We start from the raw sequence: 18,616 nt of genomic DNA, 5'->3' as shown, positions 1-18,616 counted from the left end.
TTCCGCCAGTCGCCTGCTTGAAACTGCACTCTCTCCACGTAGTTACGATAGTACAGTTTCAAGCAGGCGACTGGCTACAAAGGATATAAAGAAAAAGTAAGCGTGAGTAAGATAAAAAGAAGATAAGAAAAGATAGTAAGTAAAAGTGAGAAAGAGAGAAATAGAGTTCAAGGTCAGAAGATTAGATTCAAGAGAAGAGTCAAGATCAAGAGCAGGTTCAAGGTCAAGTTCAAAAGAAAGTTCAAGAGCAGATAGATAAAAAATATAGGTAGGTGTTTAAGTTGATTATTGGGTTAACAGCAAAAAGACAGATAGTGTTAGAAATAATAGATAGATTGGGAATTGCAAATATAGAGCAGATTGTTAGTTTGACAGGTTCAAAAAAAACGACAGCATATTATGCAGTAAAAGAGTTAAAAAAGAACGGTTTAGTTACGGAGTTTAAAAATATCAGACAGGCGGTTTTTTTAATCACTAAAGCTGGCAGTGAGTTTGTCGGAGAATTAAATTTTGGTTTTTCAAGAGATAATAAAGCGCCGAATTTTGCAATTTTTAGACATAGTATGTTGGTAAATGAGAGCATGATTTTTTATAAGGAGCATTTGAAAGAAGTCAGTTTCGAGACGGAACGGGAATTGTTAGTGAATGAAGTTAGTGACATTGGACAGGATAGAAGAGAATTAAAAAATTTGCCTGATTTTGTAATAGATACAGAAGAAACAAGACAGGCAGTAGAAGTTGAATTAACAAGAAAGACCCCCGCGCGGATAAAGAAGAAGTTGCTTAATTATAAAAAAATGATTGAGGCAGGACAGTACACGCATATTATTTATTTATATCAATCGTTGAATGTACGCCGATTAGTCGCAAAATGTGCGGCAGAGGTGGGAATAGCGGTTACTTTTGGAAACCTTGATGAGATGTTGGGGGGGAGTGAAAATGTTTGATTACCCAGATAATGACAACCAAAAAGGCGGCAACGGACAAAGTAATACAGATCGTGAAATTGGAATCTTTGCAGGTGTTTTGATAGGTGGCATTGTACTATTAATCGCGCTAGGGCTGTTTTTACCCGCTTTAATCGTTAGTTTTTTGGTTGGAGGGCTTGCAGTCGCTTTAAAAAAAATGAAGTGGCTGCCATTAGTTAGTGGAATTAGTCTAATTGTATTTGTTTTACTGTTGATGAAGTTTAAAGTCACGGCATTATTTCAGTTTTTGGGTATTTACAAAAATATGTTCCCTGCAAAATTAATGCAGATAGTGGAGAACGTTTTTAACCATGGAAAGTCTTTTGAAATCACGTGGCAAAGCTATGTATTGGAAATCGTGTTAGGCATTGCAGTAGCTTTTATCGTTGCGCTAGTAATTAATAAACTACAGGTAAATTACTTCGTTAAAACGAAAGAGGATAGCCAAAGTAAATTTTTGAAATCTAGTCAATTTCAAAAAATTTTTAATAAGCGCGAAAGTATAACGAATAAACAGCAAGAAAAATGGAGAAAGAGCGAAAAGAAGAACGATATTTATTTTGGAATTGATATAAAAGGTAATGCTGTAGAATTACCCCTAAAACAGTTGTTTACGCATGAATTAATACAAGGTACAACGGGTTCAGGTAAAACAGTAGCTATGTTGGCACAAGCAGAAGCATGTATGAAAGTTGGTTTGCCTGTAATTTATGTGGAAGCCAAAGGCGACCCACAAATTGAACATGATTTAGGAAAGTTGGCCAAAAAATACGGGCGGAAATTTAAAGTTTTTTCGGATAACACAGAAACGACATATAACCCGATTAAAAATGGTGCGCCGTCAGGGGTTGAAGAAAGATTAATGAGCGTTTTCGACTGGAGCGAGCCATTTTATAAAAATGTTAGTGATAACATGTTGCTAAAAGTTATTAAATTTATGGACGCTTACCAAATAAAGCGCGATTTACCAACGTTATTAGAGTATCTAAACTTTGATAATATTTGGAAAACGCTAAAATCAGATAGTACGAAGCGTGAAATAACTGTTAAGCAAAAAGTTAAACCAAAAGGCGGAAAAACAGGAGATACAGGGCTTGTAGGAGCTGAAAAGAAAGAAGAAGTAAAATACGTTGATAAAAAGGTAGTTGTTTATGATCTAAGCGAAAAAGCGAGAGAGTATACAAAACTATTTTTTGAAAAAGAAAATTTTGATGATGAAGATTTTAAAGAGTTTAAAGAAAATCAATCAAACGTCATGAAAAATATTTATGGACTGAAAGTCCAAATAGAGTTACTGGTTATATCTGATTTAGGGTATAAATTGAGTGAGACAGAAAATAGTATTGATATGACAAGGTTCTTAGATACAAGTGATGTGATTTTATTTAGCTTCAATAGCAATAATTATGGTTCATTAATACCAAAATTAGGGCGTTTCGTGGTTAGTGATGTAGCAACCGCAGTTACGCAAAAGTTTAATAAGGGCGATTTTAAAGGTGCGGTAGGCTTTTTTGACGAGTGGGGCAGTTATGCCAACGATAAGATTATAGATGTGCTTGCAAAGGCACGTAGCGCTAAGTTTGGGGCGGTTCTAGGTGTTCAGTCCATGGAAGATTTAAACACCAATGGTCCGGGCTTAGACAAACGAATAAGAGACAATGTAAATACATTTATGCTAGGGCGTTCAAATGACCCTGAAAGTGCTGATTATGTTGCGAATTTAGTCGGAACTTATGAGGATCTCGACAAAACAATCATGACCGAAGATAAAGGGGGCATATTTGCCCGCATTGATACCAAAGCGGCACGAGGTACGGTCAGAAGTGTAAACAAATTTGTGGTTAAGCCTGATAGTATCAAGCGTTTAGAAGACCATTCATTTTATTTAATTACCAAAGGGGCAAAGAGTGAAGAAGAGTACGCCCGCAAAGTATATACACGCAATACAATGCAAGGAGTTTAAAGCTTTTAGTTGGCAAGCCAACTAACCCACCCAAGCAAAAACCCGCTACGGCGGACTAACAAAAAATACCTCCAACGGAACGACCATTGTCGCACAACAAGTTGTGCACGGTACGCCCCGAAAGGAGGTATTTTTTTATGATTGATGTAATTTTAATTTTAGCGTTGCTTCTGCTTATCATCATAGCACTTAAGAAGTAGCGGGCAAGGCGTTAGCGCTGGCACGCTAACGCTTTTTGCTTTTCCCGCCCCGTTTTTGCAAGCAAAAACAAAACAACTTTATAAGCAGATTATAGCATAGCTAAATTGAAAAGTCGTGAATGCTGCTAGAAGAAAAACAAGCACTAAAGCGATTAGATTTTTTCCTTTAGCACTTTATTTTTTAAGTTCTTTTTTCTTCAATAACCGTGGACTATCTTCGCCCTTTGTAGCATACAGCTACATTTAAACGCCACAAGGGGCGTAAAATTTTTGTAGGCAAAGCCTAAACACAAAATTTTTACTACGGCATACCCTTGTGGCGTTTGCACTACGCTGTTCTTGCTAGTCAGGCGAAGATAGCACACTGAAGAAAAAAGAACATGTCTTAAAAATAGAAAGGTGGTAGAACTGAAAAAATCTAATAAGTGCTTTTTAAAACCGGCTCAGAAAAGCATCTAAAGAAAAAAGGGTGTGGGTCAAAATACAAGAAACAAATAACTTAAATAGCTTCAAAGTCCCTTTTAGAGAGGGTTTGGTTGCAGAATAATAAGAAAAGTTATATTTTAATTATAAATAATTCCTTAAGGGGTTATTTTACAAATGAAACACAAATTTTTTTAATCTGTAATGTTCCATGTGGAACATTGGCGTTAAAATATAGTCAGAAAGGAGGTTGAACATGGAAGAGAAATGGTTAACTTTTCGAGAAGCTAGTCAGCTAATCGGGAAAAACCCGCATTATCTAAGTACGTTGTTTCGAATACACCCAGAATATTTTGAAGGAGTTGAGGTAAAAAAGATTGGTGCGACAAGAACAAAGGTAATTAACAAAGATCAGTTGGAAAAAGTGGAATTACAAGTAAAAAAAATTGGCGCTCTAAGAAAAAGTGAAGTTTTCCTTAGAGTTAAGCACAAGAAAAACAGTCTTGTGCAACGCCTCTTAACATTTTATCCGAAAGCGGAGAATATTTGAATATCATTTGTTAATACTTTTAGGAAAAGAGGCGAGAATCATAAAAAAGTGGCTTGAAAAAATTAAGGCAATGTCTAATCAAGTAAAGGAAAATCAGGAGAAGAAAAAAATACCTGAAATTCCTGCTCAAAAATCGTATAAAGTCTTTAAAATTGCGCTTTGGGTGGTAATTGTAATTGTCTTCTTAATAGCTTTAATGGCAGTTATCAGACAGGCGCGAACAATCGCGCGTGAACGTGCGCTAGAAACGCAAGTGCAAACCATGAATAAGCAAGTAAGAAAGCTGAAAGAAGAAAGCAAGCAAACGGGAAATATAGACGTTTTCGGACGTTACTTCGTACAAGCCTATTACGACACTAATCAAAGCGGAGACGACTACAAAAAGAGCTTAAGCAAGTATTTAGCGAGTGGCGTAGAAACGCCAACGATAGATAATGCGAAAGGTACAAAAACACCTGCGTCAGTGATGTTGTGGTCGCAAGATACGCAAGACAAAACAACTAAACTAGCTTATTTGGTTAATTACAATTACGCCTCAAAGGACAACAAGGACAAAACAAGCGGGGCTGAAATTATCCATTTCGAAGTTGAGAACAGGAATAGCAAGTATAGCGTGGTTTCAGTACCATACACGCAATATGTACCGAACTTTAAGACGACAAACGCCAAGAAAGCAACAAATAACTTAGACGGAAAAGAACAAGTATCAGCAACAATTAAAGAGAACGTACAAGATTGGTTAGATAAGACGTTCTTACCAAAATATATCAATTCAAAAGATATAACAGACGTGCAATATATCATGAAAAACCCTGCTTTATTAGGTGGGTCACAGCAGTATAAAGACATTAATGAAGTTGATGTGTACAAGGACGGCAACGACTTAATAGCTAAAGTAACGGCAGACGTTGAGGACACAACAACACAGATCGACAGCACGCAAGAAATGACATTGAAGTTAAGAAAAGACGGTGGCAACAAGTTTTATGTAGAAAGCTTGAAGCACACGTTAGGAAAATAAAAGGGGAGAAAACACATGAAAAAATTTTTAAAAAAGGCAGACCATTTATTTGACGTAGCCTACAAAACAGCGGCGGCAAGTGCGGTAACTTTGGGAGCAACAACGCCAGTTTTTGCGGCAGATAGTTCATTACCAACAGGAAGCGGAATAACCGACTGGATCAAAACCATTGCAGGAAACTTAGTAATCATTTATTTAATCGTTCAAGTATTCAGAGGTATTTTTACACAACGTTGGGGCATGGTTATTGGGAGTTTATTAGGAGCCGCATTATTAATTTGGATAATCAACTTTACTGATAGTTTTATCGGAGCATTAAAGGCACTTGTACAACTTTTCCAAGGATAGAGAGTGAGGAGTATGAGCGAAAAACAGACGAAAGAGCAAGTTTATAACTACAGAAAAATATTTAAAAAGCCGATTGTCATTTATCGCTTAAACGACCAGATTAAGTTACCCGTGGGAGTTGAAATTAGGAGGGTGGCAATCGCAATTGTAATCGGGTTGTTATTGTGGTTGCTAAAAGTTGTTTTACTGGACTATATCACGTTTGGGCTAATCAATAAGCAATTTATTCTATTGATTTATTTCTTAGTTCCAATGTGGTTTGGTAGTGGGTTTTTGAGTGAAGAACGCGCCGCGTTCAATGGTAAAAATGTTTTTGCATTTACGAAAGATTTATTAGTTTTTTGGTGGACGGTTAAACGCCCACGCAAAAGGTTTAATGATGAACGCTCGATACCATATCAAGAAGAAAAAGTTAGTTTTAATGAATCGAAATTAGCAATCATGAAAGAAAGGGGGGCAGGGAATGCAAAACCTAAAAAAGCCGTTCAAAACGATATTAAAGAACATGCTGCTAACGAACACGGGGCAAGTGTGGGCGTACTACAGAATACCGAGCCGAACAATCAGTGAAAACAACGCCGAGGAGATCGAGAGCTATAAAAGAACGTTGGTACAAATGTTGTGGGAGCTGAAAACTTATTATGAAATCGACTTGCAGTTATTGCCCGAAGATATGCGCTTAAATGAGCGTTTTAAGCAGTTAGAGAAAGACTTTAGCAGTGAAACAGGCAAGATAGGCGAACGCTACGACGAGCGCGCAATGTACGTTTTAGGGCAGGAATTAGGCGAAGTTACAAGATACGGCTTCACGGTCGGCGTGAAGCTACACAATACCGCGTATTTAAGGCAAGATACCTTAAAAGAATCGTTTAAAACGGCATTTGATAGCGTCACAATGCAGGCTTTAAGTTACTTAGGGTTAAGCGTAGCTGATACAAAGAAAGCCTTTGAGCCGTACGAAGTAAGCGAAAAAGAAGTATTTGACGGGTTATCAGTTCTAAAAGGCGAGCGCTTGACGGATAAACAACTTTACCGCAACACAACCGAACCATTTAGGCGAGGAATTGCAGGGGCGGAAGTACCCGCAAACTTGCAAACAACTAATACCACAATCGACCCAGTGACGCATACAGGTTTTTTAAGGCTTACAAATGAGTATGGCGAAAGTTGTATCGCGTTAATGCCAATCACGAACACAGAAGTAAATATGACCTATGCAGAAATATTTAGGGTGGTTCAAAAAATGCCGTTTCCTGTGGAGTTCAAAGTTAAGGCGTTGCAGATGAAACCAAGTTCAGCAGTTCGGAAAACGCAGTTTACCGCACGCCGTTTCAAGGAAACCGACAAGGATATGTATGCCAACGAAGATAGCGACAGTATTATTTTGCAAGGGAAGCCACTATTAAACGACTTGCGAAATGACATTGAGAACAAAAAAACACCGTTTTATAAGTGGCTAGGGGTTTTTGTGGTTAGCGGAAAAGACAAAACCCAGTGTCAAAATAGGTGTAATGCACTTAAAAGCTATATGGCTAATTATCACGTTGAATTAACGCGACCATTAGCCGATCAGATTAACTTGTTCTACACGCTGTTAAACGGCAACTCAATACAGTTTGAGCGCTACTGGTTGCAGTATACAAAGGATAGTGGAATCGCAGAATTATTATTTGGGCTAACAAGTAACTTAGGCTCAAACATTGGTTTCTATCTCGGAAGAGTAACACACGGAACAGCGCCAGATACAAATACGGCTATTCAAAACAGCCGTGACATTGTTTTATATCATCCAATGATTGCCAATGAGGGTATTGTCGGAGCAATGACGGATAGTCCGCATTGTCTGATTTCGGGAGAAACTGGAAAAGGGAAGTCATTTTTAGCGAAGCTTTTAATGTTTTATATGACGTTCCTTGATGTTCAAATTTTAATGACCGACCCGAAAAATGAAAATCATGCATGGTTTGAAGAAGCGGTCAAAGACCCTGAAATACGAAAAGATTACCCGTATTTTATCGACTTAATGAAGACTTTTCATTATGTAACGCTTGACCCAAACGACAAAAATAATTACGGCGTACTTGACCCGTTGAGCTTTTTAAACGGCGCACAGGCAAAAGATACCGCCGTAGCATTGATTGAACAAGTGTATAACCTAAAGGGCAAAGATGACGTAAAACGCGAGATTTTGGAAGACTTAGACATGTTAATCGAGCGCAAGCAAAAAGGCGAAAAAGTCGGCTTAATGGACTTAATCGAGATGTTAAAAACAAGCAAGGTTAAAAACATTGCCGAAGCGGGCGGGTTAATCGGTCAGTTAGTAAAAAACTCAATTTTGCAGTTAGCTTTTTCAGACGGAACAAGCCGCGGTTTAAACATTGATTACAAGCACACGATTTTAAGTATTCAAGGTTTGGACTTGCCAGAGGCGGGTACAAAGTTTGAGGAAATGAACGACAGCGACCGTAAGGCGCTAGCGGTAATGATACCGTTGGCAAAGTTCTGTCAGTATTTCGGACAACGTGACCGCAAGCAAAAGACCTCAATTATCTTTGATGAAGCGTGGACGTTGACCGCAACCCGTGGCGGTAAGCGATTAGTTAAAGAGTTACGGCGTGCCGGACGAAGCTATAACAATCAATTAATCATGATTACACAATCGGTTAAAGACGCGCAGAGCGAGGACGACCGCGGAAACTTTGGAGCATGTTTTGCATTTGACGAGAGATCAGAGCGAGAAGATATTTTGAAGTTTATGGACTTGCCTGTAACTAAGGAAAATAAAGAGCTTTTGGCAGATATGAAAAAGGGGCAATGCTTGTTTAGAGATTTTTATGGACGAGTAGACGCGTTAAGTGTTGATTGTGTCTTTCCTGAATGGCTAAGAGCATTTAAGACAGTTGATAAAAGCCATAGTGCCAAGGCAGAAAGGGAGTTTGTCTAATGGTTAAATGGAAGTTTTTAATTATCGGAGCAGTAGTAAGCCTTGTTGGTTTAATGATAGAAGTTGTAAACGTGGCAAGTATCTTAAGTAGTTCAGGTAGTTCAAACGTGTTAGCAATTACAGGGCTTGTGATTGCGGCAATTGGAATACTTGCAGGAAGAGAGGCGTTTGCATGAAAAAGAAAGAGGGAGTATTAATATTAGCGATATTAGGAATAACGCTAATATTAACGGCATGTAGCCAAAGAAAAACAACGGCAGACTATAAAGAAATGGTATCGCAGGTTTTGAAGATTGATAAAGCGGACACACAAAGGGTAGACCCCGGAGTACCATACGGACACCCGAAAGCAACCGTTTATCATGACGAAAACAATAAAAACACTTATTATGTACAGGTCACTGATAGTGAAACCTATACAGGTTTTTACAAAAAGGTTGGTAATGGTAGTTGGAAACAATTAACTAATAACGACCAAGCCGCAAAGGTATTACAAATGAAAAAGGTTTATGTACACAAAGGTACAAGCTAAGGGGGCAAACACATGAAAATAAAAAAGCTAGTCCCCATAGTTTTAATTGCATTAGGTTTCTTGTTTATCGGAAGTACAGCGGTTCACGCGGATAATGGTTTAGATAGCGTGAAAAAGGCGGCTACCGAGTTAGCTAAACAAGCCGCAAAAAAATATAGCGAAGAAAATTATTACACCGCACAGGACGTTAAACAAGGCGGCGTGACCTTAAATAGTGAACGTTATCCAATCGATCAGTATAAAGGGTATGCCGATTTAAACACCACAACGCACCCCGTTAAAGACATGATTAGAGGGGTAGGAAATACCTTTTTCTATATCAATAAATTAATTTGGCAGGGGTTTGATAAGGTAATAAACCTATTATCAACAACGGACGTTTTAAACGGGAAAATCGATCAGATAAATAGCGCGGCGGCAAGCATTTGGCAAACCTTAATTGATAACTTCTTAGCGCTGATTTTGGTAATCGTGGCGATTGTGGCAGGTTATACATTCGCTTTAAAAAATGATTTGGTCGGTGGTTTTGCCATGATTGGTAAAACGGCATTAGTTTTTGTGCTTTGCAGTGTGTTTTTAGTATTTGGCACAAGTCTAATGAAAGGCGTTAATACGATTAGTGGCGGACTGCAGGGCAGCTTTTTAAAAGCGGGGTTAGTTTTTGACGGTAGCTCACAGAATATTGATTCTAACCAACCAGAAGCAGGCACAACCGCGGTATTACGCAATACGTATTTTGATACGGCGGTTTATCGTCCTTACTTATTGATGAACTACGGCACGACTGATGAAAAGACAATAACCAAGAATAATAGCGATAGGATAGATAATCTTTTAAAACAGAAAAAAGATAGTGGTTCAGACAAGATTGTTAAAGATGAAAATAAAAAGCTAAACAATAAGTACATGCAAGACGGAGACGAGGGTATTAATACCAAGCTTGCAGTAGGGCTAATAGCCCCCATGATTACCCTAGGCTTAGGCATTCCGTTACTGTTAATATCATTGTTTAACTTGATAATTCAGATTGGTATTTTAGCCTTATTGTTGTTAGTGCCGTTGTCGTTTTTCGTGTCACTGTTACCGTGGTTTGGGAACAGTGGTTATAAGAACCTCGCAAGAATTATTGGGCTATTCTTTTTCAAGGCATTTACAGCAATGTTTATTATGTTTTTACTGCTGATAATTCAAATCGTAGACAGCTTTATTAGTCCTAATTCAGTTGGTGGCTATATCGCAAATTCGGCATTATTGATAATTGTAGCGTTTCTAATGATCTTAAAGCGTGATTGGATAATATCAACGGTTACAGGCGGAAGAGTGGCAACCGTAGGCGCAGGAAGCAATAACATTAGACAAATGGCAGGTGCGGCAAGTCGAAAGATTGAGCGGCGCACAAACCATAGAAGCGAGCAACCGCGACCAAATAAGCCAGATAAAAGCGACCGCGAGTCTAACGAACCACAGGGACGACAAGAACAACAGCCGTATGGTAGTAAAAAAGCGACCCCAAATGCACGCGAAGAATCAGGACGTAAAACAGAACCACAGCAAAAACAACAGAAACCCAAAGCAGACGCACGGGCAGAATCAGAGCAAAAGACCAAGCCAAAGCGTGAGAATGAGCCACAGGCAAAAGAATCACAGACAAAAGAAAACCCAAGAGGCGGCGAGCAACAGGGCGAGCAAAAAGCCGCGGAAGAAAGAAAAAGTAGTTACGGAAACGAAGAACCTAAAACCAACGAGCAGAGCAACGCACGCGAGAACTCGGAACAACGAGCGGCACACGGAGCAAACGCAGAAAGTAAACAAGGCAATGCACGCGAGGAATCAGGACGTAAGACTAGTAAGGAACGACCGTTAGGAGCTGATTAGGTGGAAAATGTGATAAAGAAAAAAGCAAAACACAGCTTAATATTTATCTTTTTACCGTTGATCCTAATTGCTTTTCTTTTGGTTGGCACGGCTTTAATGGTTTCGTTGAGCGGTGGCGGAATTGGAACGACAGAAACAACGTCAACAAACACCCTAGCAACGGGAAGCTCGAAAGGTTTATCAGCTAAAACGTTGCGGTTTAAAGATCAGATTAAAGCTGAAATGGATAAACAAAATGTACCAGATTCATGGTTAGGCGTTTTGTTGGCGCATGTGGAAGTTGAAACACACGGAAACGCGGAGCAGTACCCCGATATATTCCAAGCAAGCGAGAGTGTGAAAGGCGCAAACGTCACGAATGCTTTAACGACAGAGCAAAGTATTCATTACGGGGTACTAGCTTTTAAGAATCAATTAGCGAGCGTTAAGAGCATAACAGGACATGACCCAAGCCCGACAAACGAGGGAGACGTTAACATAACCTCGGTTTTGTATAATGCTCCCGCGTTTGGTCCGTGGTTGAAGAAAAACCACGGCGGGCAATGGTCCGAGGCGGCGAATGATGATTTTTACAAGAACGTATTACCAAGTTATGGTGCAGGTTCGGGCGATAGTAGTTACTGGAAGAAGATTTTACAGTATTACGACCCAAGCACAGGACAGAATACTAGCGGCGGTACAGTTACAGTAAGCGGCAAGTCACACAGTTACTATAATGCAGTGATTACCGAAGCTAAGAAGTACGAGGGTAACCCGTACGTGTGGGGCGGGTCAAACCCAACAACGGGCTTCGATTGTTCAGGGTTAGTACAGTGGAGCTTCAAGAAAGCGGGCATAAGTTTACCGCGAACAAGTCAGCAACAATGGCAAGAAGTGACGGAGATTTCAGAGAGCCAAGCCCAAGCAGGCGACCTAGTATTTTTTGAAGGAACGGACAGCCAAGGCGGAATGACGCACGTTGGTATTTATCTAGGAAATGGAAAAATGTTTGACGCACAAGACAACGGGGTCAAAGTTGATGACGTTGCCGCGTGGCAAAAGCTTTATAAGACACATTTCGGCAAACTCAAAGGGGCAAATTAACCAGGATAAAAAGACCAGGACAAAAAAGACCAGGTAAAAGGGGTGAGAAGATGAAAAAGAACAGAATACCACTAATTTTAGTAGCTGTATTCATTGGCTTGTTATTGGTGTCAAACTGGCAAACAGGGCAAGCCTTAAAGCGTGAAAGAGGGAGAAATCAAGACATATCAAGACAGCTAAAAAAACAAGAGGTAACGATTGCGAACGCAAAAGAAAGTTCAGTGACCGACAGCAAAAGCAGTAGCACAGTTGAAAAGTCACTTACAACTAATAACACAAAAGATATTAGTAGCAACCTCGCAGCATTTTTACAGAATCTATATGCTTCCAAAAATAAGAACTTACAAGAACGATATAAAAAGATTTCGCCGTTTCTAACAGGCGACGCAGTGAATCAATTAAAGCCAAGTGGTGCAGATAACAGCGACAGCCAAGACGACGGCTACACACCAACAACAATTAGAGATATAGAAACCTTTAATAGTGGCGATAGCAAGAATCAAGAGGCGGTCACATTCTATAAAATGGAGAACAAGGTAGGTGATACTACAAAAGAAGTTAATATGGTAATGAGAACGAAGTTAGTCAAGAGCGGTCAAGAGTGGTTAATTAGCAAGATTGAATACAATACAGGTTATGAGCCACACGGGAGTAATTAGATAAGGGGGTAAAAATGAAAAAAACAGTATATAGGCAAATGTTAGTTTTGTTTACTCTTTTTGAGACCCTAGTATATTTCGGCTTGCTGTTAGGTGGAGTAACCGAGATTGCAAACTTCTTTGAAGTGAACAACACACATTTTTTGCAGACTGGGTTAAAGATTTGGGCTCAAATAGTCTTTTTTATATCAGTAGCTGAAACTTTTTATAAAACTAAGGGGAAAGACCCATTCTATTATCAAGCGGTAAATCTGTTTAGCAACATAAAGAAGAATCTATATAGTGGGTTATCGATTCCTATACTCGTTGTAGGAGCATTTGAAAATAAAGGGTTGTTTTTAATGCTATTGATCATCTTCTTATTCAAAAAAATAAGTAAATTTGAAATTGAAAAAGATACTTTTCAGGAGGAAAATTTTAATGAAAAAAACAGTTAGTGTAGCGTCAGCAACTTTAGCAGGGCTTTTAGTTTTTGGAACGGCAGGAACAACGATTGCGAGCGCCGATCAAGTATCGTCAGCCCAGACAACAACAGCATTAGACCCAACAAATACCACGACAGGTGATACAAGTACGACAGTAACAGACCCAACAAGCACAAGCAATCAAGCGAGTGACACGGCTTCAAGTAGTGATACAAGTTCAAGTGAAAGCAATGGTACTGGAAGTAGCGCTATAGTACCGGCAGACCCGACAACACCAACGGGCGATACAACGGGTAGTAGTTCAAGTAGTAGCAGTACAAGCGATAACGACAGTAGCGCAAGCACTACCACACCAGTAAACCCAACTAACCCGACAGGCAATACAAGCGATACAACGTCAGCAAATAGCAGTACAAGCAGTAGTGACACAAGCAGTACAGGAAGTGACACGGTAACCCCTGTAAACCCTGTTAATACAACGGGTTCGAGTGATACAAGTAGTAAGGCAAGTGACACAACATCAGCCAAAAAAGCGACACAGAAGAGCAGTACAAGTAAGACCCAAGCAAGCTCAACCGTGACAGAAAATTCAAGCACAACGAAACAAACAGCCGCAACAACACCAGTAGACCCAAGCGCAAGTAGTACCAATAATTCAAGTGCGACAAGTTCAAGCGCGGCAAGTTCAAGTACAACAGCGGCTACCACACAAAACGCAAAAGCAGGACAGCCACAGGCAGTCCAGGAGAGTAGCGTAAAAGCGCAAAAAACAGACGTAAGAGCGACTTTGCCACAAACTGGCGATGATAATACTAAAAGTATGAGCATGAGCGTAGCAGGGGCAATATTGATCGCTGTAACGGGGTTAATCGCAGGAGCGCAAAAGATTGGTGGAATCAAGAAATTATTCAATAGATAAAAAAGAAGAGTAGCCCACTAAGGGCTATTTTTTTTGCTATAATAAAGCTGTACTGCAAAAGAGGGGTGTATTGTATTGGCTAAAAGGTGGTTATCGGTGCCAGAAATCGCGGAAGAACTAGGGGTAAACCGACAACGCGTGTATCGCTATATTAGTAAGTGCCGTATTGATTACGATAAAAAGCTAAAGAACGTGAATTACTACGGAGAGCCTACTATCAAGCGGATTAGAGAGCATTTTGTTGCGATAGCGCGTGTCAGTGATACAGGAGCAAAAAGCGCTAGTGACACAGGAAAAACAGAAAAAACGGTGCAAACACCTGATATAGAGCCAAAAAAGGGCGATACAAAAAGTCGTGTGTCAGTACAGGAAAATGATACAGCGATACAGGATAGTGACATAGAAGAAGATAGTAAAAGCCTTACATATAAAGGGGTTAAGGGGGATAGTGTCGCAGCACAAGCAGTACTGGAAGACTACCGCCAACAATTCGAGGTATTAAAACAACAATTAGCGCAAAAGGATAAACAACTCGAAACGAAAGACAAACAAATGAGCGAGAAAGACGAGCAATTAAGCAAGGTTTATAAATTGCTCGATCAACAACAACAATTAGAACTAGGAACACAAAAGAGATTAAAAGCATTGGAAACAGGAAACGATTTAAGCACGGATAAACCGGAAGAAGTAGAAAAGGTTAGGAACGAGCCTAAAACATCAGAAACGGCAAAAAAACGGCACTGGTGGCAAAGACGATAAATAAGGTATAATGAAAAAGTTGCCTATCCAATCTGCAACGGTTGGGAGGTGTTCCAAAATGTTTTCACATCTTTTTGCCCCACTTGCGGTTGCGCTAATAACAGCGTGGTTTACGGACTGGCTAAAACGGAAACACCGTAAGTAAAATGAAATAGGCGACATTTAGCCCACCTAAAAAGCCCCTAACAGTCGTAACCTGTTAGGGGCTTTGGTGTTCAAAATGTTCACATCTTTTTGCAGGTTCATTATAACATGAAACAAAAAAAGAGTGCAAAGAAGTATTATTAAAACTAAAGGTACAGAATATACAACCTAGTTGATTAGGTTAGGACATGTGAAACTTTTATTTCTTATACCTGAAATTCATAGAATACGCAATCATCTGTTCCATTATTATCGAAACTTGTTAGTTCAGTCCTTCCAATATATGAAAAACCATTTTTCTCATATAATTTACGAGCTGGAATATTATTTACAAAGGTATCAAGCCTTATTGAAGCCATATTATTCTCAGCTGCGTATTTTTTTATAAACATTATCATATAACTCGCAATACCCTTTTTCGGTTTTTTAGGGTGTGAAATTAATGTGTGCACAATCAAGTTACCCTGTTTAGAATTTTTTTCAGACTTTAACCATTCTAATTTTTGGTAAGCTTTATCTGATTCGTGATTAAGTATCATAGAACCAACCACAATATCTTGTTCATCAAGGCAAATGAAAAATTCTTTTTTTGAAATTGCATTTAATGCATCGGAAAAGTTTGGATATACATTAGGAATCCAAGATGTTTGTTGAATGTTAATAAGTGGAAGTGAGTCATTGTAAAAAGTTTGGATGCTTTCGACATCACTTTGAATAGCACGTCTAACTGTATATGTCATGTTACCTTCTCCTAATCTGTAGGGTATTATTAAATTTCAAAGTAGTATAGATTATTATAATGTCTATTCGGTAATAACACTATGGTTAGTTGATTTTCAAATGTTTTATAAATGGTATAGATTGTGCATTTCTAAAAAAATGCGTGTGTGTAAACGGAACTTAAAGGCTTGCGGCGAGTTTGTGATTGGGGGTCAATGCACAAGGGCGCGTGAAGCACTGGTATAGTTGTTAGTGTTGATAAGGTAGGTTATGTAAACTGGGAAAGGTATAGCGACTTTAATAATAATCTTATAAATAAAACTAAATAGCTTTGTGTAATCTTTTTAATGACCAACGTAATAGTAATGGTGCTAATAACGTGGCAATGACGATTGTAAAGATGATATCTACATACAAAGACTTATCCAGTAAATGTGCGTTAAAGCCGATTTGAGCTGTGATTAAAGCCATTTCACCACGTGCAATCATACCTGTTCCCACGACTCGTCCACTATTTCTATCAAAACCAGCTAATATCGAACCTAGTTCGCCCCCCAACCATTTAGTTAAAATAGCAAGAATGGTCATAATGGTGATGAAGGGTAAAGAAGTGAGAAAATTATTAAACGAAACACTTAGCCCAATACTAACAAAGAAGACAGGAACAAAAAGTGTATTACTGATTGGTTCGATATTAGTATCAACAATTTTTTTGGTAGGTGTTTGCCCAACGGCTATACCTGCGAAAAAAGCTCCGATTGCTCCAGACAAGCCAACTAATTCAGCTAGATACGCCATTGATAAACAGATAATCATAGCGGAGATAGTGTTGCTAGTAGGAATTAATAACTTATTACTTAAATACATGATTGCTGGTGCGATCCAACGAACAAGGAGGAAAACTCCAGCAAAGAAAAGCCCTTGGAAAACCAGTTGGGCCAAAATGTTATTTGAGTTACCATGGCCAGTTACGCCACTACTACCAATGAGAGTTATCATTAAACTCAGCAGTAAAACACCTAAAATATCATCAGCAACAGCTGCTCCAAGAACAGTTGCTCCCTCTTTACCGTTTAGAGCTTTAAATTCACGCAATACAACTACAGAAATACTGACAGAAGTAGCGGAGAAAACAACACCTATGAACAAAGCTTCTTGAAAATGGTAGCCAAACCATAAACTGGCTGAACCCATAGCAATTACGGGTAATAAAACACCAGATACTGCGACTAATAAAGCTGGTTTGAAATATTTTTTAAGTTGTTGTATATCGCTTTCTATGCCTGCCATAAACATCAGCAAGATTACACCAATTTCAGCAAATTGTTCTATTAGTTCTGTTGAACGGATAAGATTTAAAACTCCGGGCCCAATTATTATACCAATTAAAAGTTGACCTAAAACTGCAGGAATCCCAGCTCTTGCAGCTAAGTGCCCAGCGAGAGTGGTAGCTATCAAAATAACAACTAGTGAACCAATAAAAGACATTAAATACACTCCATTCAAATCGGAAAAGTAAAGTAGTTTATAAACAGTTATTATTAATATTAACATTTTGCTTTCTTTCCTACGAACTAAAAGAATGAACTACTGCAACTCTTTTGCAATTAAAATAGAGTTATTTCGAGTATGAAAATAGTGATAATCTAAATATATTGAAAGATAGTAACTGAATTTTGAGGAAGCTGTGCTAGAAAAAATTAGAAATTGTGATTTAGTTTAAAAACACTATTAATTCAGTGCTGAGAGACGTGTTCTAAGCGTTTTTTAAAATATTAAGCGGATAGTTAACTGTTATATTGGTTGCTGTGTCGGCATTTAGACTTGTTTTTTTTATTTATGTAGGGTATTCTTAAAGAGATAAAAATTGAATACATATAAGAAAGGCATTAGTGTTTTTTGGACAAACAAAAAACGCTAGCTCGAAATTCGACTGGTAATCGAATCTTGAGAGCCTTAATTGATGAGAACGCATCAATTAAAACTATAGCTCTAGCGCTAAAGGTTATCTTTATTATACAAGCTAACAAGCTTGTCCGCAAGATAAGCGGCAGTAATAGAATAACTGAAAAAGGCTAGAAGTTCAAGATTTAATGATGAAATTAGACCCGTCAATTAAGGTAAACGCCTTGGTTGACGGTTTTTTAATGCAAAAAAAAGTCAATCTGCAGGGGGTAACTGTAATGAAAATTACTTAAAAAGCGGAAGTTACACCGCTTGAACAAATAGTAAACGTGGGTTACGTGTTTCGTTATTGCAAGTAATCTAAGGTCAACGGGTAAATGTTGCAAGCCTGTACTGGTAAAGATCAGAAGTCTAAACTACGCACGAAGAAGAGTAGAGCGTAGCAGGATAAAAAGCAATGGTAGTGCATGCACTTATTATGGCTGAACTTCGCCGAAAGATACGACTGGAGTTGTCACTAACAGGAAGATTGACGTAACAAGTAGTGTTGTGCGTGAGTGAATCAAGAAAGTTAGTTAGTTACTCGTAAGCGGTCGATTGGACTAAAGTGAACCTTGATAGGGAGCTTAGCAAACAGAGAGCCGAAAGGTCAACACGCGGGGCAAGGTAGGAGCGTGGAAAAAGCTAAGTGGGTAACTGAAATGTTATCCAAGTTAATAACGTGCTAAAACGATCGGGCTATACTGCGACGTTGATAATCGTCACAAGTTTTGGTAAAAGACTTTCTATACATTCAGATAGGGAAAGTCTGCCTTCCTCCTGAACTACCAGCTCAATTGATAGCTCATCAAAACATAAAACACAAGAGAGATTACATATTTTTTTAAGAGATAAATACTAAAATTGATGTTAAATAGCAACCCTAAAAATAGAAAATTGGAAGTTCTGAAAGAACTGAAATTTTTTGTTTTTGGGGTTTAGATGAACGGTTTCTAAGTTCATCAGGGCTTGACCTTGAACTCTATTTTTTGATTTTTTGTGGAATTTATTTTATAATTTAGTTGAATTTTGGATGATGTACCTTTCAAAAACTCACGCTAAATTTTCCTTTATTTCTAAGATTTCCGCCAGTCGCCTGCTTGAAACTGCACTCTCTCCACGTAGTTACGATAGTACAG

The 18,616-nt window shown here is 38.7% G+C and carries 17 protein-coding genes; 15 read left to right on the top strand and 2 right to left on the bottom strand.

All coding sequences use genetic code 11. The features are described 5' to 3' along the window. Positions 1 to 281: 281 nt before the first annotated feature. The 15 genes from FC81_RS00570 to FC81_RS00505 all read left to right on the top strand — a co-directional run bounded on the left by FC81_RS00570 (position 282) and on the right by FC81_RS00505 (position 14,669). The gene (locus tag FC81_RS00570) at positions 282 to 947 is read left to right on the top strand and encodes a replication-relaxation family protein (protein WP_057741930.1); all 666 of its coding nucleotides are present in this window, start codon (positions 282 to 284) and stop codon (positions 945 to 947) included. Beyond that, positions 940 to 2,931 carry a helicase HerA-like domain-containing protein gene (locus FC81_RS00565; protein ID WP_057741928.1) on the top strand — a complete coding sequence of 664 codons (1,992 nt, stop codon included), beginning with the start codon at positions 940 to 942 and terminating at the stop codon, positions 2,929 to 2,931. Before FC81_RS00570 ends, FC81_RS00565 begins: the two co-directional genes overlap by 8 nt. Before the next feature lie 879 nt (positions 2,932 to 3,810). Beyond that, positions 3,811 to 4,104 (top strand): hypothetical protein, encoded by a 294-nt coding sequence (locus FC81_RS00560; protein ID WP_053266998.1) that lies wholly within the window; start codon positions 3,811 to 3,813, stop codon positions 4,102 to 4,104. Between the two features lie 70 nt (positions 4,105 to 4,174). Next, positions 4,175 to 5,125, top strand: a complete 951-nt coding sequence (locus tag FC81_RS00555; protein ID WP_057741933.1) for a conjugal transfer protein — start codon at positions 4,175 to 4,177, stop codon at positions 5,123 to 5,125. A 15-nt stretch (positions 5,126 to 5,140) separates the two neighbouring features. Next, positions 5,141 to 5,473 carry a hypothetical protein gene (locus tag FC81_RS00550; RefSeq protein ID WP_053266999.1) on the top strand — a complete coding sequence of 111 codons (333 nt, stop codon included), beginning with the start codon at positions 5,141 to 5,143 and terminating at the stop codon, positions 5,471 to 5,473. Between the two features lie 12 nt (positions 5,474 to 5,485). Then, positions 5,486 to 6,043 carry a TcpE family conjugal transfer membrane protein gene (locus tag FC81_RS00545; protein ID WP_057741925.1) on the top strand — a complete coding sequence of 186 codons (558 nt, stop codon included), beginning with the start codon at positions 5,486 to 5,488 and terminating at the stop codon, positions 6,041 to 6,043. Beyond that, positions 5,937 to 8,417 (top strand): ATP-binding protein, encoded by a 2,481-nt coding sequence (locus tag FC81_RS00540; protein ID WP_235804607.1) that lies wholly within the window; start codon positions 5,937 to 5,939, stop codon positions 8,415 to 8,417. Before FC81_RS00545 ends, FC81_RS00540 begins: the two co-directional genes overlap by 107 nt. Further along, positions 8,417 to 8,593 carry a hypothetical protein gene (locus FC81_RS10835; protein WP_157054662.1) on the top strand — a complete coding sequence of 59 codons (177 nt, stop codon included), beginning with the start codon at positions 8,417 to 8,419 and terminating at the stop codon, positions 8,591 to 8,593. Before FC81_RS00540 ends, FC81_RS10835 begins: the two co-directional genes overlap by 1 nt. Beyond that, the gene (locus FC81_RS00535; protein WP_057741920.1) at positions 8,590 to 8,949 is read left to right on the top strand and encodes a hypothetical protein; all 360 of its coding nucleotides are present in this window, start codon (positions 8,590 to 8,592) and stop codon (positions 8,947 to 8,949) included. The genes FC81_RS10835 and FC81_RS00535 overlap by 4 nt, the downstream gene beginning before the upstream one ends. Positions 8,950 to 8,961: 12 nt before the next feature. Continuing rightward, entirely contained in the window at positions 8,962 to 10,824 is a 1,863-nt protein-coding gene (locus tag FC81_RS00530; protein WP_057741917.1) for a CD3337/EF1877 family mobilome membrane protein, read from the top strand. Continuing rightward, positions 10,825 to 11,907 carry a C40 family peptidase gene (locus tag FC81_RS00525; RefSeq protein ID WP_057741916.1) on the top strand — a complete coding sequence of 361 codons (1,083 nt, stop codon included), beginning with the start codon at positions 10,825 to 10,827 and terminating at the stop codon, positions 11,905 to 11,907. A 50-nt stretch (positions 11,908 to 11,957) separates the two neighbouring features. Beyond that, positions 11,958 to 12,566: a hypothetical protein gene (locus tag FC81_RS00520; protein WP_057741914.1), complete on the top strand. Its 609-nt coding sequence runs from the start codon at positions 11,958 to 11,960 to the stop codon at positions 12,564 to 12,566. Between the two features lie 14 nt (positions 12,567 to 12,580). Further along, complete coding sequence (locus FC81_RS00515) at positions 12,581 to 13,003, top strand: hypothetical protein (RefSeq protein ID WP_057741911.1); 423 nt, start codon at positions 12,581 to 12,583, stop codon at positions 13,001 to 13,003. After that, positions 12,987 to 13,910, top strand: coding sequence for a hypothetical protein (locus FC81_RS00510; protein ID WP_057741908.1), 924 nt, complete (start codon positions 12,987 to 12,989; stop codon positions 13,908 to 13,910). Before FC81_RS00515 ends, FC81_RS00510 begins: the two co-directional genes overlap by 17 nt. Before the next feature lie 96 nt (positions 13,911 to 14,006). Beyond that, on the top strand, positions 14,007 to 14,669 hold the full coding sequence (locus tag FC81_RS00505; protein ID WP_235804606.1) for a DUF536 domain-containing protein: 663 nt from the start codon (positions 14,007 to 14,009) through the stop codon (positions 14,667 to 14,669). Between the two features lie 350 nt (positions 14,670 to 15,019). On the opposite strand, the gene FC81_RS00500 is transcribed toward FC81_RS00505, so the two are convergent. Further along, positions 15,020 to 15,553, bottom strand: coding sequence for a GNAT family N-acetyltransferase (locus tag FC81_RS00500; protein WP_057741901.1), 534 nt, complete (start codon positions 15,551 to 15,553; stop codon positions 15,020 to 15,022). A 301-nt stretch (positions 15,554 to 15,854) separates the two neighbouring features. Continuing rightward, the gene (locus FC81_RS00495; RefSeq protein WP_057741898.1) at positions 15,855 to 17,021 is read right to left on the bottom strand and encodes a cation:proton antiporter; all 1,167 of its coding nucleotides are present in this window, start codon (positions 17,019 to 17,021) and stop codon (positions 15,855 to 15,857) included. Positions 17,022 to 18,616: the final 1,595 nt, after the last annotated feature.

It is taken from the genome of Liquorilactobacillus capillatus DSM 19910 (genome assembly GCF_001434915.1).
GTDB lineage: Bacteria > Bacillota > Bacilli > Lactobacillales > Lactobacillaceae > Liquorilactobacillus > Liquorilactobacillus capillatus.
Note: the sequence above shows the minus strand (reverse complement) of the source record. Positions and strands in the feature narration are given on the sequence as shown.